Source organism: Limibacillus sp. (genome assembly GCA_037379885.1).
In the GTDB taxonomy this organism is placed as follows: Bacteria; Pseudomonadota; Alphaproteobacteria; order Kiloniellales; family CECT-8803; genus JARRJC01.
The window spans coordinates 1-15,413 of the sequence record JARRJC010000002.1; the positions used below are offsets into that span (position 1 = coordinate 1).

Annotated in this window: 15 protein-coding genes and 1 riboswitch; of the genes, 4 read left to right on the forward strand and 11 right to left on the reverse strand. The window is 68.1% G+C overall.

Annotation, left to right across the window (positions count from 1 at the left end; translation table 11 throughout):
• The 5 genes from P8X75_00680 to P8X75_00700 form a co-directional block, all read right to left on the reverse strand.
• Positions 1-733: NAD(P)-dependent oxidoreductase (locus P8X75_00680; protein ID MEJ1993712.1), on the reverse strand; the 733-nt coding region annotated here is incomplete at its 3' end.
• A 33-nt stretch (positions 734-766) separates the two neighbouring features.
• The gene (locus tag P8X75_00685) at positions 767-1,975 is read right to left on the reverse strand and encodes a mandelate racemase/muconate lactonizing enzyme family protein (GenBank protein ID MEJ1993713.1); all 1,209 of its coding nucleotides are present in this window, start codon (positions 1,973-1,975) and stop codon (positions 767-769) included.
• 90 nt (positions 1,976-2,065) lie between these two features.
• Positions 2,066-2,995 carry an SRPBCC family protein gene (locus P8X75_00690; GenBank protein ID MEJ1993714.1) on the reverse strand — a complete coding sequence of 310 codons (930 nt, stop codon included), beginning with the start codon at positions 2,993-2,995 and terminating at the stop codon, positions 2,066-2,068.
• Entirely contained in the window at positions 2,935-3,207 is a 273-nt protein-coding gene (locus tag P8X75_00695; GenBank protein MEJ1993715.1) for a hypothetical protein, read from the reverse strand. The genes P8X75_00690 and P8X75_00695 overlap by 61 nt, the downstream gene beginning before the upstream one ends.
• A gap of 103 nt (positions 3,208-3,310) precedes the next feature.
• Positions 3,311-4,315 (reverse strand): LysR substrate-binding domain-containing protein, encoded by a 1,005-nt coding sequence (locus tag P8X75_00700; GenBank protein MEJ1993716.1) that lies wholly within the window; start codon positions 4,313-4,315, stop codon positions 3,311-3,313.
• A 108-nt stretch (positions 4,316-4,423) separates the two neighbouring features.
• Between P8X75_00700 and cobU the strand changes: the two genes are divergently transcribed.
• Positions 4,424-5,032: a bifunctional adenosylcobinamide kinase/adenosylcobinamide-phosphate guanylyltransferase gene (cobU, locus tag P8X75_00705; GenBank protein ID MEJ1993717.1), complete on the forward strand. Its 609-nt coding sequence runs from the start codon at positions 4,424-4,426 to the stop codon at positions 5,030-5,032.
• Here the strand turns inward: cobU and P8X75_00710 are convergent.
• From P8X75_00710 to cobO, 6 genes are all read right to left on the reverse strand, one after another.
• Positions 5,029-6,498 carry a cobyric acid synthase gene (locus tag P8X75_00710; GenBank protein ID MEJ1993718.1) on the reverse strand — a complete coding sequence of 490 codons (1,470 nt, stop codon included), beginning with the start codon at positions 6,496-6,498 and terminating at the stop codon, positions 5,029-5,031. The two genes, cobU and P8X75_00710, sit on opposite strands and share 4 nt — an antisense overlap.
• Positions 6,495-7,280, reverse strand: coding sequence for an ABC transporter ATP-binding protein (locus tag P8X75_00715; protein ID MEJ1993719.1), 786 nt, complete (start codon positions 7,278-7,280; stop codon positions 6,495-6,497). The genes P8X75_00710 and P8X75_00715 overlap by 4 nt, the downstream gene beginning before the upstream one ends.
• The gene (locus P8X75_00720; protein MEJ1993720.1) at positions 7,277-8,281 is read right to left on the reverse strand and encodes an iron ABC transporter permease; all 1,005 of its coding nucleotides are present in this window, start codon (positions 8,279-8,281) and stop codon (positions 7,277-7,279) included. The genes P8X75_00715 and P8X75_00720 overlap by 4 nt, the downstream gene beginning before the upstream one ends.
• Positions 8,281-9,159 carry an ABC transporter substrate-binding protein gene (locus tag P8X75_00725; GenBank protein ID MEJ1993721.1) on the reverse strand — a complete coding sequence of 293 codons (879 nt, stop codon included), beginning with the start codon at positions 9,157-9,159 and terminating at the stop codon, positions 8,281-8,283. Before P8X75_00725 ends, P8X75_00720 begins: the two co-directional genes overlap by 1 nt.
• Positions 9,159-11,039 carry a TonB-dependent receptor gene (locus tag P8X75_00730; protein ID MEJ1993722.1) on the reverse strand — a complete coding sequence of 627 codons (1,881 nt, stop codon included), beginning with the start codon at positions 11,037-11,039 and terminating at the stop codon, positions 9,159-9,161. Before P8X75_00730 ends, P8X75_00725 begins: the two co-directional genes overlap by 1 nt.
• Positions 11,040-11,248: 209 nt before the next feature.
• A riboswitch (cobalamin riboswitch) is annotated at positions 11,249-11,452 on the reverse strand.
• A 70-nt stretch (positions 11,453-11,522) separates the two neighbouring features.
• On the reverse strand, positions 11,523-12,134 hold the full coding sequence (cobO, locus tag P8X75_00735) for a cob(I)yrinic acid a,c-diamide adenosyltransferase (protein MEJ1993723.1): 612 nt from the start codon (positions 12,132-12,134) through the stop codon (positions 11,523-11,525).
• A gap of 87 nt (positions 12,135-12,221) precedes the next feature.
• Between cobO and P8X75_00740 the strand changes: the two genes are divergently transcribed.
• From P8X75_00740 to P8X75_00750, 3 genes are all read left to right on the forward strand, one after another.
• Entirely contained in the window at positions 12,222-13,097 is an 876-nt protein-coding gene (locus P8X75_00740) for an arginine deiminase family protein (protein ID MEJ1993724.1), read from the forward strand.
• The gene (locus P8X75_00745) at positions 13,094-14,332 is read left to right on the forward strand and encodes a Zn-dependent hydrolase (GenBank protein MEJ1993725.1); all 1,239 of its coding nucleotides are present in this window, start codon (positions 13,094-13,096) and stop codon (positions 14,330-14,332) included. Before P8X75_00740 ends, P8X75_00745 begins: the two co-directional genes overlap by 4 nt.
• 212 nt (positions 14,333-14,544) lie before the next feature.
• Entirely contained in the window at positions 14,545-15,396 is an 852-nt protein-coding gene (locus P8X75_00750; protein ID MEJ1993726.1) for a DUF547 domain-containing protein, read from the forward strand.
• Positions 15,397-15,413: the final 17 nt, after the last annotated feature.

Here is a 15,413-nt window from a genome sequence, read left to right on the forward strand (position 1 = left end):
CCATGGCCAGCCGCATGTCCTTCAACGCCAAATCCATCGTGAAGGCGCAGTTGTTGGACCCGTTCAGGACGAGCTGCCCTTCGGTCTCATGGGCGAAAGAGTTGCCGGACGAGATGCGAATGCCTTCGAAAGCCTTGGCCAGATCGACGCCGGAGCGCTTGGCTAGCATCATGCCTTCGGCGCTCGCCAGCAGGTGGATGAAGGCCAGCATGTTGGTGATGACCTTGACGATGGAGGCGTGGCCCATCGGCCCCATCAAAGCGATCTCTCCGCCCATCACCTCAAGCAGCGGCCGACACCGCTCGAATACGCCCTCCTCGCCGCCGACGAGAATGGAAATCTCCCCAGTCCATGCCCTGTTGGAGCCGCCGGTGATCGGCGCTTCCAGCGCATCGATCCCCAAGCCGGCGGCCTCCTCCGCGTTGCGGCGCATGTCGCCGACGTCGGTGGTGGACATCTCGATCCAGGCGGCGCCGCGCGGCATCGCCGACAGGATCCCCGAGGGCCCCGGCACCACGGCCGCCACGGCCCGCGGGTTGGGCAGGGAGGTGATCGCCACCTCGCAGCCGGCGACCGCGTCGCGCGCGCTCTCCGCCCAGCGCGCTCCGGCGGCCAGGAGCGGTTCCGCCCGACTTTTGTCGAGATCGAAGAGGGTCATCTCGTGACCCGCCGTCAAGAGGTTGCGCGCCAGGGGGAAACCGACGTTGCCGAGGCCGATGAAGGCGATGCGCATGCTGGGAGGCTCCTTAGATTTCGTCGTTGCGTGTCAGAGCGGGTCTTCACCCGGCATGAGGTGCAGGGCGTTCCCGTGATCGGGGTGGGCCCGCGCGACCTCCTCATCCAGTTCGATCCCCAGGCCCGGCTCTTTGGGCGGGACCACGTAGCCCTCCTCCCAGCGGATCGGGGTCGTGAGCAGCTCCGCATGGAAACCGCCCCAGGTCTCGATGGACTCCAGGATCAGGAAGTTGGGCGAGCAGGCGGCGAGATGCACGTTGGCCGCGCCCTCCACCGGGCCGCAGTAGAGATGCGGGGCGATCTGGGCGTAATGCGCCTCGGCCATGCCGGCGATCTTCTTGGCTTCGAGCAGTCCGCCGACGCGCCCCAGCGCCGGTTGCAGGATCGAGGCCGCCCCCAGTTGCAGGACCCGGGCGAACTCGTACTTGGTCGTGAGACGCTCTCCCGTCGCGATCGGCAGGCGGCAGGCGCGCGCGACCTTGGCCATCTCCTCGGGCATGTCGGGCGGCGTGGGCTCCTCGAACCAAAGCGGTTCATAGCGCTCCAGCCGCCGCCCCATGCGGATCGCGCCGGAGGCGGTGAACTGGCCGTGGGTGCCGAACAGCAGGTCGGCGCGCGTGCCGACCGCCTCGCGGATCGCCCGGCAGAATGCCTCCGAGCGCTCCAGGGACTCCAGATCCGGCTGACGCGGATCGTAGACGCCATAGGGGCCCGCCGGGTCGAACTTCAAGGCGGTGAAGCCCAGATCGAGGTACTCCAGCGCGCGCTCGGCGGCGGCGTCTGGATCGGTGTAGACCTTGGCCGACTTGTTGTTCGCGTCGCCCTCGCCCTTGTCCGAGCGGGGATAGAGGTAGGTGTAGCTGCGCACGCCCTCGTGCACACGCCCGCCCAGCAGTTCGTAGACCGGCTTGCCGCAGGCCTTGCCGATCATGTCCCAGCAGGCGATCTCCAGGCCGCTGATGACCCCGACCAGGGTCGGATCGGGACGGCCCGAATAGCCGCGCCCATAGGCGCGCCGCCAGAAGGCCTCGATATGGAAGGGCTCCTCGCCCTCCAGGTGCTTTTGGAACACGTCCTCGATCATGGCGACCACGACCGAGGGCGAGAAGGAGGCGCAGTAGACCTCCCCAAGCCCGGTCACGCCGTCGTCGCTGGTCAGCTTCACGAAGAGGAAATAGCGGCCGCCGTAGTGCGGCGGCGGGTTGCCGACGACGAAGGTTTCCAACTCCCGAATGCGCATGCCCGGCCTCTTCCTGCTGGCGCCCCTGGAAGTGGCAGCATGCACGGATTCCCTCCGGCGCGAAGCCCCTTTTTTCAGCGCGCTTTCAGGTCAGACGAACTGGCTTGCGACCCAGTGGTGGAAGCAGTGGGTGGGACTGTCCATGACGGGGGAAAACTTGCCGCCGTCGAACTTGTCTCCGTAGCGGCCCTTCTGCATGCCCTCGACCACGCCGATGTCCTCCACGAAGATGCCTTTCCAGAGGGTTGAGTTGCGCGCGCGCAGATCGGCGAGATCCCCGTAGCAGGCGTCCTGGGTGGCGTAGTAGAGCTCGACGTGCTCGACGGTGCGGGTCTGGCTGACCGGCTCCAGCAGGATCGCGTAGGCATGGTCGCGGTGCACGCCGAACAGCACGTTGGGGAAGAAGGCGACGTACTCCGCAGCCTTGTCCCACTTCCTATCCAAGCCCTCGAAGTCCGGGAAACGCCGGCCGCCCTCGTCGAGCGTCGGGCTGTAGACCAGCGTGCCCTGGCCCGCGTAGTGGCCCGGCTCCTCGATATGATAGTGATCCTCCAGCCGGGAGTAGCTGTTGAGGCCGGGGTGCACGAAGGGCAGGTGGTAGCTCTCGCAGTAGTTCTCCACCGCCAGCTTCCAGTTGCAGTTCACCTCCAGCTTGAACGAACTATCCGGCCCCGCATGGAATAGCGGCTGATCGAACTCCCGCCAGCGTCCGATCAGGCTGCCCGCCTGCTCCTCGAAGGAGGGCGCGTCGCCCGAGAGGTTGACGAAGATCACGTCCCTGTAGACCACGGAGCGGATCTCGATGAGGCCCAGGTCCTCCTTGCGGACGGCCTCATGGCTGTCGCAGCCACTGCCGCCCACGTGCGGCGTCTTCTTCAGCGCGCCCTCCAGGCTGTAGCACCAGGAGTGATAGGGGCAGCGGATGACGCGGTGCAGGCGCGTCTTCTCCTCCAGCAGGATCATGCCGCGGTGGCGGCAGGTGTTCTGGAACACCCGCACCTGATCGTCCTGCCCGCGCACCGCGAGCAGATGCCCAGGAAGGTGATGGGCAGCGCATCGCCGCGCTCGGCGATATCCTTTGCAAAGCCGATGCCGGCCCAGTTGCGCTGAAAGACGGCTTTCTTCTCAGCCAGGAAGGCGTCCTGATCGATGTAGAGCTCGTTGGGCAAGCCGCGGGCGCTTTCCACCGGCGCCAGAACGGATTTCAGGATAGAGGCGTCGAAGTGACCCATGGCTTTCCTCCAGCACAAGAAACAATGCCTGCTGGAACAGCGTAAATCCTAATTTCGTGCGTATGGCAATAGCAGTTCACTACAGAGGTCGATTGAGATCAAATCAATCGACCCTGGCCATCAGCTCTCCCTGGCCCGGGCCAGCAACCAAACCTTGAGCGCCTCGGCCTCCTTGCTGAGGGGCCGGGTGTCGTCGCAACCAACCTTTGAGGACCTCGGCCTCTTCACTGAGGGGCCGGCTGTCGTCCCAGGTGAGGTAGTGATGGTCCGGCGCGTCGATATGGGCCTGGCTGACGGGACAAAGCCGCCCGGCCTGGATCATGGGTGCGACCAGCCGCTCCCAGCCCAGCGCCACGCCCTGCCCCTCCTCGGCGGCCTGCAGCATGACCGAGTAGTTGGTGAAGACCTGCCCGCTGAGCGGCGGGGGGCGCAGGTGCAGGCGGCGGAACCACTCGGCCCAGGAGGTCCACTCCACGTTCTCGCTGCGCATATGCAAGAGCGGCAGCTCGGCGAGCCCTTCGGGCGTCACCTCGGCGTGCTTTCTTGCGAGCTCCGGCCCGGCGACCGGCAGGATGCGGTCGCCGAACAGGCGCTCGGCCTCCTCCCCCGCCCAGGCCCCGCCACCGTAGCGAATGCGCAACTCCACCTCCGGCACGCGCAGGTCCGCCGCGCGGTCGGAGATCATGTGGTTGACGGTGATTTCCGGGTGCGTGCGCCAGAACGCGCCGAGACGTGGCATCAGCCAGAGCGAGGCGAAGGCGTTGGAGCTGCCGAGCGTCACGTTCCGGCCCTGGCTGCGCCCGCGGAAATCGCGCAGCAGCAGCGCCACCTGACCGAAGCCGCGCGCCAGCACCCCGGCAAGTTCCTCGCCCTCGCGGGTCAGGGCGAGGCCCCGGTGCAGCCGTGTGAAAAGCGCCAGCCCCAACTCGGCCTCAAGCGCCTTGATCTGGCGGCTCACGGCGCCCGGCGTGACGTTCAACTCCTCGGCCGCCGCCTTCACGCTCAGGTGGCGGGCCGCCGCCTCGAAGCTGGCGAGCGCGGTCAGACTGGGCAGATCGTAATAGCGGCGCACGTGCTGGGCCTTTCTTCTTGGAACCGGCAACGGCATTTTAACCCTCTTGAGGGCAGGATGCCTTGCCTCGATGCTCCGGCGGGTCATTCAAGCCTGACAGGCCGAGCGGGGGGAAGGGAAGAACGAGGGGGAAAGCGCAGGAAAATGAGCATCAATCCAGCAGAAGGCGAGCCGCTGGTCAGCCGGCTTTTCGTCCTGGGCGGCGCGCGTTCGGGCAAGAGCAACTTCGCGGAGGCCTGGATTCAGGCGCGGCCCGGCCCGAAACTCTACATCGCGACCGCCGAGGCGCGCGACGCCGAGATGGCCGACCGGATCGCGCGCCACAAGGAAAGGCGCGGCGCGGGCTGGCGCACGCTGGAAGCGCCGCTGGATATCGTAAAGGCGCTCTCTTCCTATGACAGCGGCGGTATGTCGGTGCTGATCGACTGCCTGACGCTCTGGGTTTCGAACCTGATCGAGGCCGAGCGGGACGTCGAGGCCGAGTGCGAGCGCCTGGTCAAGCACCTGGGGCAGAGCCGCGCGCGCATCGCCCTCGTCTCCAATGAAGTCGGGCTCGGCATCGTTCCCGACAACGAACTGGCGCGGCAGTTCCGGGACGAGGCCGGACGGGTCAACCAGAGGATCGCAGCCGAGGCCAAGGCCGTGGTCTTCATGGCCGCCGGTCTGCCGATGCTGCTGAAAGGCCCGAAGGGTCCCCTGGACGGCGGCCGCTTCAGCGGCCGGGGACGCGGCGGCGAGGGCAGCGACCGCTAGACCGGCGCGGCCTCAACTGCCAGGGCCAAGAGCCCGTCGATATCCAGCACCCGTTCCAGCGCCTCGGCCAGTTCGTCCAGGGCGCTCTCCAGGCTCTCGCCATAGGCGAAAGAGCCACCGGTCACGCCGAGGCTCTCCAGATAGCTGCGGCGGTAGGCATCGGAGGTGAAGAGGCCGTGCAGGTAGGCGCCGGCGATGCGCCCGTCGGCGGAAACCGCGCCCTCGTCCCGCCCCTCCAGCTTCAGGAAGGGCCGCGCCAGCGCCGGGCCGCTGCTGCGCCCGGCGTGAATCTCATAGCCGGTGACCCGCGCGCCGCTCAGCGCGTCCCGGGCGTCCAGGGTCGCCGTCACCTTTTCCGGCTCGATCCAGGTCTCCAGGTCGAGCAGACCGAGACCCAGCGCGTGGCGCTCCAGGCCCTCGATCCCTTTGGGGTCGTGCACCGCGCGGCCCAGCATCTGAAAGCCGCCGCAGAGACCCAGTAGCCGCCCGCCGCGCCGCAGATGGGCCCGGATATCCAGATCCCAGCCCTGCGCCTTCAGGAAGGCGAGATCGGCGATGGTCGCCTTGGTGCCCAGCAGGACCACGAGGTCGGCATCGCCGGGGATCGCCTTTCCGGGCGGCACGAACTCGACGGTCACGCCCGGCTCCTGGCGCAGGGGATCCAGGTCGTCGAAGTTGGCGATACGCGACAGAAGGGGCGCCGCCACCTTGAAGGAGCCGCCCTCTCCCGCAGCGGGTCTGTCCAGCACCACCGCATCCTCCGCCGGCAGGCGGGTCACCACCGGCAGCCAGGGCACCACCCCGAAGGAGCGCCAGCCGCTGCGCCGCTCGATCTCCTTCAAGCCTTCGTCGAAGAGGCTGACGTCGCCCCGGAACTTGTTGATCAGGAAGCCGCGCACCTGGGTCCGGTCGGCTTCCTCGAGGACGCTGTGGGTGCCGACCAGACTGGCGATCACCCCGCCCCGGTCGATGTCCCCGACCAGGACCACCGGAACGCCGGCGGGCCGGGCAAAGCCCATGTTGGCGATATCGGCCTGGCGCAGGTTGATCTCGGCCGGGCTGCCCGCGCCCTCCACGATCACCAGATCGGCCTGGGCGCGCAAGCGCGCATGACTTTCGAGAACGGCCTCCAGCAGCAGGGCGCGGCGGCTCTGATAGTCGCGCGCGTCGGCCTCCCCCCAGACCTCGCCCCGCAGGACGATCTGCGCGCCGATGTCGCTGTGCGGCTTCAGGAGCACAGGTTTCATGTCGACCGAGGGCGCGCGCCCCGCCGCCAAGGCCTGGAGCCACTGGGCGCGGCCGATCTCCCCGCCGCCGGGACAGACGGCGGCGTTGTTCGACATGTTCTGCGGCTTGAAGGGGGCGACCGATACACCACGGTTCCGCGCCGCCCGGCAGAGCCCCGCGACCAGCAGGGACTTGCCGACATCCGATCCCGTGCCTTGTAGCATCAGCGCGCCGCTCACCGCGATTCTCCGTTCAAGCGGGAGAGAAGGCTGATATCGCCCTCCGCACTGCGCCGTACGCGTACGCGGTAGACGGACTCCAGAAGCTCCTCCCGCAAGACCTCGCCCGGCGTCCCTTCAGCCATCACACGCCCCTCGTCCAGAAGGCAGAGGCGGTCGCAGTAGCGGGCGGCGAAACCCAGGTCGTGCAGCACCACCAGGACCCCGCCGCCGCGTCCGGCTTCGGCGCGCAGCGTGTCCATGACGGAGAGTTGGTGATAGGGGTCCAGCGAGACGATGGGTTCGTCGACCAGCAGCAGCGGCGCTTCCACCGCCAGCGCGCGGGCCAGCAGCACGCGGGCACGCTCACCGCCGGAAAGGTCCGTGACGACCCGCCCGACGAGATGCTTGGCGTCGGCGGCGGCCAGCGCGCGCTCGACCGCGGCGCGGTCCTCTTCGCCCAGGGACTGCCAGGCGGTGCGGTGCGGCAGACGGCCCAGCGCGACGAGGCGCTCCACGGTCAGGGGCCAGTGGACTCCCTGCCCCTGCGGCAGATAGGCGGCCCGGCCCGCGAGCGCGTGGGCGGGCTCCTGAGAGACCTCGCGGCCCAACAGCGTGATGCGCCCGGCCTCCAGCGGCAAAAGCCGCAGGAGGGCGCGCAGCGCCGAGGTCTTGCCCGCCCCGTTCGGCCCGATCAAGCCGACCACCTCTCCCTTGCCAAGGGAGATATCCACACCGTCCAGGACGCGGCGTTCGCCCAGCTTCGCGGTCAGGCCCTCACCCTTCAGCAGCAGGTCGCTCATCGCATGGACCTCCGCGTGCGGTAGACCAGTGCGATGAAGAAGGGCGCGCCGAGGAGAGCCGTCACCACGCCCAGCTTCAGTTCCTGATCCGAAGGCGAGAGACGTACGGCCATGTCGGCCAGGGTCAAGAGCAGCGCCCCGCCCAAGGCGCTGGGCAGCAAGAGGCGGCCCGGCTCGTACCCGACGAAGGGCCGGAGCATGTGCGGGACCATGAGGCCGACGAACCCGACCGTGCCCGTGACCGCCACCGACGCGCCCACGGCCAGCGCCGTGCCGAAGATCACCAGCGTGCGGGTCCGGTTGAGGTTCACCCCCAAGGTCGCCCCCGCGTCCTCGCCCAGGGAAAGACCGGTCAGCGAGCGTCCCGCGGTGAAGAGCATGGCGCCGCCCAGCAGCATGAAGGGCCCGGCCAGCCAGAGGTCGGTGTAGCTGCGGTTGGCGAGCGACCCCAGAAGCCAAAGCACCATGTCGCTCAGGGAGAAGGGATTGGGCGCGAGATTCATGGCGAGCGCCGTGAGCGCGCCCGCCAGCGAGTTCACCGCCACGCCGATCAGGATGATCGAGAGGATCGAGGCCTCGCGCAGCGCCATCATCTGAAGGATCAGGGTGGCGACCAGCGCCGAGGCGATGGCGAAGAGCGGCACGGAAAGGGCGAAGGCGGCTGCGAAACCGTAGTAGATGGCGATCACGCCGCCGAGGCCCGCCGCGGCGGAAACCCCCAGCACGCCCGGATCGGCGAGCGGGTTGCGCAAAAGGCCCTGGAGTGCGGCGCCTGAGAGGCCCAGCACCGCGCCCACCAGCGCGCCCAATAGGAGGCGCGGGAGGCGGATATCCCAGACGATCACGGATTCGACCGTTCCGGCCCCCGGCGCGCCCAGCCCGGCGAAGACCTGGGTCGGCGACAGCGGCGCGAACCCGATCATCAGGCCGAGGAAGAGAGCGCCCAGCAGCAGCAGCGCCAGGACCGAAGCCACCAGAAGAGGCGAGCGCCCGAGGTCCATCAGCTGCCCCCGCCCGAAAGCCTGGGGTCGGCGGCCAAAGCCCTGTCGATCATCTCCACCGCCTCCACGAAGAACCAGGCCGAACAGGCCACGTAGCGGCCCGGCACGATGACGCTCGGCCGCTCCTCCAGAAGCTTGCGCACATAGCTGTGGCGCGCAACCGACCAGTGGTTCATGCGGCTGGTCCGAAGATCGAAGAAGCTGCCGATGATCAGGTCGGGCGGGTTCATCACGAGGTTCTCGATGTTGAGGTCGTACCAGCCCTGCCGCCCGCCCGCAGCACCCAGGTTGGTGAGACCGGCGGAGCGGATCACAGCATCGATGAAGGTGCCAGCGCCCGAGGTGAAGCCGCCCGGCGTAAGGTAGATCGCCGTCAGGCCGCCGCCCCGCCCGCGCGCCGCGACCTCGGCCAGCCGCCGGTCCATGTCGGCGATCAGGGCCTCGGCCCGCGCCTCCCGGCCCAGGGCGCGGCCCACCAGCCGGAGGTTGGAGCGCGCGCTTTCCGGCGAGTCCGAGAAGCCGAGCTGCACGACCTCGATCCCAAGGCGCTCCAGCATCGGCAGGATCGCGGACTCCCCGCCGAACTGGCGGATCGCGATGTCGGGGGCCATGACCAGGACCTCCTCCGCGCTGGCGCGCAAGCTGGGCAGCCCCTCGGCCTCCTCCGCGAGAAAAGAGTACTCCGAGGTGGCGTTGGGGGAGACCGCCAGAAGCTGGTCCGGTCCGGCCAGGGCGATCAGGTACTGATCGGCGCAGTAGTCCAGGGAGACGGCGCGCGGTCGCTCGCCCGCAAGCGAGATTCCGGCAAGCGGGACTCCGGCGAAGAGCGCGGTCAGCGCGAGCGCCGCCAGACCCGTTGCTCTCCGCCGGAAATCCATCACCAGCTCGCCCGGACGCCGAGATAGGCCGAGAGGCCGGGCGTGCCGTATCCGGGCACCTCCTGATAGTCCTCGTTCAGCAGGTTCTCGACCCGCCCGAAGAGCTCCACGGTCTCGCTCAGGCGGTAGCCGCCCGAGAGATCGACGCGGACCCAGTCATCGAGCATCGAGCCGTCCGGCTGCTTCTCCTGGCCGTTGTAGATGACGGCCAGCGTCAGGCTGCTGGCCGCGTCCGGCCGCAGCGTGGCGCTGGCGGTCGCGCTGTGCTTGGGCTGGCGGACCAGGAGCGTATCGTTGCTCTTGTCCTCGGCGTAGACGAAGGCGTAGTTGCCGCCGAAGGAGAGCCAGTCGTTGGCGCGCCAATCGGCCGCCAGCTCCACGCCCTCGGATTGCGCCTCGCCGATGTTCACGTAGCCGTTGACGGGGAAAAGGATCAGGTTGTCGGTCTCCTGCCGGAAATAGATCGCCTCCAGCGTCAGGCTGTCGCCGAGGAGCCGCTGCTCGACGCCCAGGTCCCAGGCGGTGGACTCCTCGGGCTGAAGGTTGCTGGCGGGCCCCGCGGCGGGCGGGACACAGAAGGTGCAGACGAAGGTCAGCTGATAGAGCGACGGCGCCTTGAAGCCCTGCCCCCAGCTGGCGCGGAACACCGTGTCGGTCTCCTCCAGCACGTAGGCGCCGGTGAAGCGGAGGGTGGTGGCGCTGCCGAAGTCGTCGTGGTCGTCGTAGCGTATCCCGCCGGTCAGGGTCAGGTTATCGATCGCCTCGGTCTGGATCAGCGCGAAGAGGCTGTTGATCGCCGTGTCGGCGGAGAGCGGCGTGCCGAAAGACACCTGATCGACGGAGGTCTCCTCGCGTTCCGCGCCGAACACCAGCGTCTCGGTATCGGTCATGTAGGCCGTGCCCTGGTAGTCGAAGCTCAGCCGCTCGCCGGTCGAATCGAAGTTCTGGAACCCGCCTGCGTAGTTCTCCCGCTGGGTCTCGTGATAGGTGACGGAAAAGCGGTTCTCCAGGCGGCCTTCGAAGCTGTCGAGCGTCGCCGATCCGCCGACGGTGAGCTCGTCCGAGTAGCCGACATCGTCGCCGTCGGCGGGCACGAAGGCGACGCCGTTGAAGGCGAAGGTGTCGAACTCGCTGCGGCTGTCGGAATAGCGGAAGAGGCCGTCGAGCCTCAGAATGTCCGTGATCGCCGCCCCGAGGTCGCTGGAGAAGGAGAGGTTGCGGTAGCCGTCGTCCTCGCTGTTGCCGACATCCTCCTCGGCGCGGGAGAAGCCGTCGCTGTCGGTTCCGGTGGCGGTCAGGCGGTAGTCGAAGATACCGCTGGCGCCGGAGACCGTGCTGGTGCCGCGGACGGTCTGGTAGCTGCCACCCTCCAGGCTGGCCGTGATCTTCGGATCGCCCGAACCGCGCTTGGTGATGATGTTGATGACACCGCCGATGGCATCGGCGCCGTAGAGCGTGGACTGCGGGCCGCGCAGCACCTCGATCCGCTCGATATCGGCGACGTCGAGGTTGGCGAAGTCGAAGCCGCCGCCGGTGCCGGACGGATCGTTCACCACGACGCCATCGATGATCACCAGCGTCTGGTCGCTGGAGTTGCCCCGGATGCGCACGGTGGTGAGGCTGCCGCGCCCGCCGTTGGAGTTGACCGTCACGCCGGGCAGCGTGCGCACCGCTTCGCCGACCGTCTTGATCTGGCGTTCTTCGATCTCCTCCGCCGTGATGCTGGAGACCGAGGCGCCGACCTTGTCCGTTTCGACCGGTATGCGCGTGGCGGTGACGACGATTTCGGGTTGGTCTTCGGCTTTCGCCAGGTCCGCGGCCAGAACGGCCGGCAGGCAGGCGGCGGACAGAAGGACCGCCTTTTCGATGGAACGTTTCATGAGCGTCTTCCCCCAAGGATGCGACGTTTGCCAAGGAGGCCCGCCTCAAGAAAAGAAACGCTCGGTCCTGCCGGAGAAGAAGTCGGATGAAAGGGTCGCCGAATGCCGCCCGATCGTCCTGTCCCGGCCCTGCCGCGCGCCCTTCCCTCAAAAAAGAGCCTCGCCAGTCGCCTCGGCGGAAGTCCGGTTCCCTGGGCTGACCCGGCCCTGGGAAGGGGCGACGCGATGGCAGGTTTCCTGGCTTTGCGGGTCTCGGCCGGCGGTCCGTCTTCCCAGACGCGACGACGCGTCCAGTGACAAAAGTGGACCGCAAGCTCGCCGCTCACAGTTGCGGGTACAGCCGCGGATTTAGCACCGCGTTCCCTTTTACCCCCGGTCCGATGAACCGGGGCACCATCTGATTAAGAGGCTTACACCCCGGCCTTATCGCGTGACAAGTGTGTTAGCGACGGTTTCGGACCTGATTCCGAAAAGGGCGCCGTCTTAGAAGTCGATGCCCTGCTTGGCCTTGATGCCCTGCTCGAAGGGGTGCCGGACCTGGCCCATCTCCGTGACGAGATCGGCGGCCTCCATGATCTCCGGTTTGGCGTCGCGCCCGGTCAGGATGACGGAGGTCCGGGGATGGCGGGCTTTCAGGCCCTCCAGCACCTCCGCCGCCTCCAACTGGTCGTAGCGGAGCGCGATGTTGATCTCGTCCAGAACCACCAGGTCGTAGTCGCCGGACTCCAGATAGGCGCGCGACTGCGCCCAGGCGGCCTTGGCGGCGGCGATATCACGCTGACGGTCCTGGGTGTCCCAGGTGAAACCCTCCCCCATGGAGTGCCAGTCGACCAGCCCCTCGAAGCGCTTGAAGAACTCCCGCTCGCCGGTCTTCCAGGTTCCCTTGATGTACTGCACCACCGCGACCGAATGGCCCCAGCCGAGCGCGCGGATCACCGTGCCGAAGGCCGAGGTCGACTTGCCCTTGCCGTTGCCGCTGTAGACCAGCAGCAGGCCGCGCCCGGCCTGTTCCATCGACTTCAGCCTACTGCGGTGTTCGGCCTGCACGGCGCGCATCTTCTCGCGGTGCCGGGCGTCCTTGTCCTGATCGCTCATGCTGCTGCTTTTCCCATCTTGCGTTGCCGCTGCGGGCGGGCGAGCCTGTCACGGAGCAGTCCCGGCAGACAAGCAAAAGGATGGCAGATGATCACCGGCGCCCAATCCCCCTGGAAAGTCGACTCGGAGACCGGCAGGCTGCGCGACATCCTGCTCTGCCGCCCGGACCACTACAGCTGGCAGCCGACCAACGCCGTCGCGCTCAAGACCCTGGCCGAGGGTTCCAAGGGCTTCGACATCGAGGGCGTGAAGGCGCAGTACGAGGGCATGGTCACAGCGCTTCGGGAGAACGGCGTCACCTGTCATTTCCTGGAGCCTGAGGCCCACCTGCCCTATCAGGTCTACACGCGCGATTCGAGCCAGGTGACGCCCTGGGGCCCGGTGGTGACCCAGCTCTACAGGCCCCAGCGGCGCGGCGAATACGCGGCCATCATCGGCTTCTACAACAAGACGGGCGGGCCCTGGGCCTATTCCACCACCGGCACGCTGGAGGGCGGCGACATCCACATCATCCGCCCGGGCCTGATGCTGATCGGCCATAGCGGCGAGCGCACCGACGAGGCCGGAGCCAGGCAGTTCGCCGGCTGGTTCGAGGAGCGCGGCTGGGAAGTGCGCCTGCAAGCCTTCGCCGAGCACTTCCTGCACCTGGACCTGCTGTTCTGCATGGCGGCCGACAACCTTGCGGTCGCCTGTCTGGAGGTACTGGACGATGACCTGGTCGATTGGCTGCGCGCCCACCAGATCCGCCTGATCCCGGTCAGCTACAAGGACGCCATGGCGCTGGCCTGCAACCTTCTGTCGCTGGGCGACGGCAAGGTCATCGCCGCCGCGCACGCCCGGGAGATGAACGCAGCGCTCAAGGCCGAAGGCGTGGAGGTGATCGAGCTACCGCTCGACCTGCTGACCCGGGGCGGCGGCGGGGCGCACTGCATGACCATGCCGCTGAGGCGCGATCCGCTATGACCGAGAACCTCCTCAGCGTCGACGGCGCGCGTTTCTGGTCGACCATCGAAGCCTCCGCCGAGCTGGGCAAGGGGCCGCGCGGCGGCTTGCGGCGGCTGGCCCTGGACGAATCCGACGCGGCCATGAGGCGTCTTTTCGTCGAATGGTGCGAGGCCGCCGGGGCCGAGGTCACCGTCGACCGCCTGGGCAACATCAAGGCGCGGCGAGCGGGCCGCGAGGACCTGCCGCCGGTCATGGTGGGCAGCCACCTGGACACCCAGGCCTCCGGCGGGCGCTATGACGGCATCGTCGGCGTGCTGGCGGGCCTGGAGATTCTGCGCTGCCTCGAAGAGCGCGGCATCGTCACGCGCCGCCCCATCGAGGTTATGGACTGGACCAACGAGGAGGGCGCGCGCTTCCAGCCGCCGATGCTCTGCTCGGCGGGCTTCGCGGGCAAGGTCTCGCTGGACTGGGCGCTTTCGCGCAAGGACGACGCGGGCATCACCCTCGCAGAGGCGCTGAGCCGGGCCGGGTTCGACGGCGCGGCGCCGCCGGGCGGCTACGAGATCGATTCCTACTTCGAGCTGCACATCGAGCAGGGCCCGGAGTTGGAGGCCAAGGAGGTGCCGGTCGGACTCGTGGTCGGCTCCGATGCCTCCGTCGGGATGCGCCTGGAGGTGACCGGCGACACCGCCCACGCCGGACCGACGCCCATGGCCGAGCGCAGGGACGCGATCTTCGGCGCGGCGCTACTGGCCGTCGGCGTGAACCAGATGGGCCGCCGCTACGCGCCCGAGGGCAAGGCCACCGCGCCCCGGATCGAGGCCTGGCCCAACAAGCCCGGCATCATCTCCGAGCGCGCGACGCTCTATCTCGATTTCCGCCATCCGGAGAAGAGCGCGGTCGAGGCCATGACGCGCGAGATCGAGGAACTGGTGGAGACCAGCGCGGCTGAGGCCCAGGTCCAGATCGAGATCGCCGAGCGCTGGTCCTTTGGCGGCGTCGACTTTTCCGAGGACCTGCTCGACCTGCTGCGCGCCACCGCCCGCGAACAGAAGATCCCGACGCTGGACCTGCTGAGTCAGGCCGGTCACGACGCCTATAATCTGGCGGCGATCTGCCCGACGGCGCTGATCTTCTCTCCCTGCGAGGGCGGGCTCAGCCATAACGAGCGGGAGGCCACGCGGCTGGAGGACCAGTTGCCGGCGCTCAACCTGCTGCTGAACGCCGTGCTGGCGCGGGCCGATCGGCCTTGATGCACCGCAAGGGTCGTGATCCGAAAGAAGCTGCCAGAACCATCTTTGGGGCGGACCCCCATGGCGGCCGGCTCGGCAAGCGGCAGGTCTAAGGGCTGCTCATGAATGAGGAGATCACCGTCTTGTGACGCGGGCTTGATGGCCTGACGCCTTTTCTCCTCCGCTTTGCGGCACCACTTCCTGACGGGTGTGAACCTGCACGGAGGAGCGCCATGACCAGCCGCCGAACCGTCCTGCGCGGACTCTGCTTCCTGGCGCTGTCGCCTGCCTTGATCGCCTGGCGGTCGAACGAGGGGCTCTTCGCGCCCTCCGCCAAGCGGATAGACTTCTGGGCCGACACCGCCGCCAGTACCGGTACGCAGCCCGATTTCTCGGCCTGGAGCGGCTGGCTGGCCGAACGCGTCCAGCTGGGCGGCGACGGCGTCGCGCGGCTCGACTACGGCGCGCAGGGCCCGGAAGACCGCGCAGCGCTGGAAGCCATCATCGCGGGCTGGGCCGCGCTCACGCCGCGCGGCTTTGAGAGGGACCTGCAGCAGGCCTACTGGCTCAATCTCTACAACGCCCTCACCGTGAAGGTCGTTCTCGACCACTACCCGGTGGAATCGATCCAGGATATCGACATCTCGCCCGGCTTCTTCTCTTCGGGGCCCTGGGACGCGCCGCTTCTGGAGATCGAGGGCCGCAAGGTGACGCTGAACGAGATCGAGCACGGCATCCTGCGTCCGCTCTGGGGCGACCCCCGCATCCACTATGCCGTCAACTGCGCCTCGGTCGGCTGCCCGAACCTGCGGGCCGAGGCCTACTTGCCCGACCGACTGGAGGCGCAACTGGACGAACAGGCAACCGCCTACGTCAACGATCCGCGCGGCCTTTCCTTCACCGAGGAGGGGCCGGTCGTCTCACGCATCTACGATTGGTTTCTTGAAGACTTCGGCGGGAACGAGAGCGGCGTGATCGCCCATCTGGTGAAGTACACGACGCCGGAGCGGGCGGAGCGGCTGAAGGCCGCTGGCGAACTGGCGGGCACGGCTTACGACTGGGCACTGAACGACGCGGCGGACTGACGAAAAAGGCCCCCGCC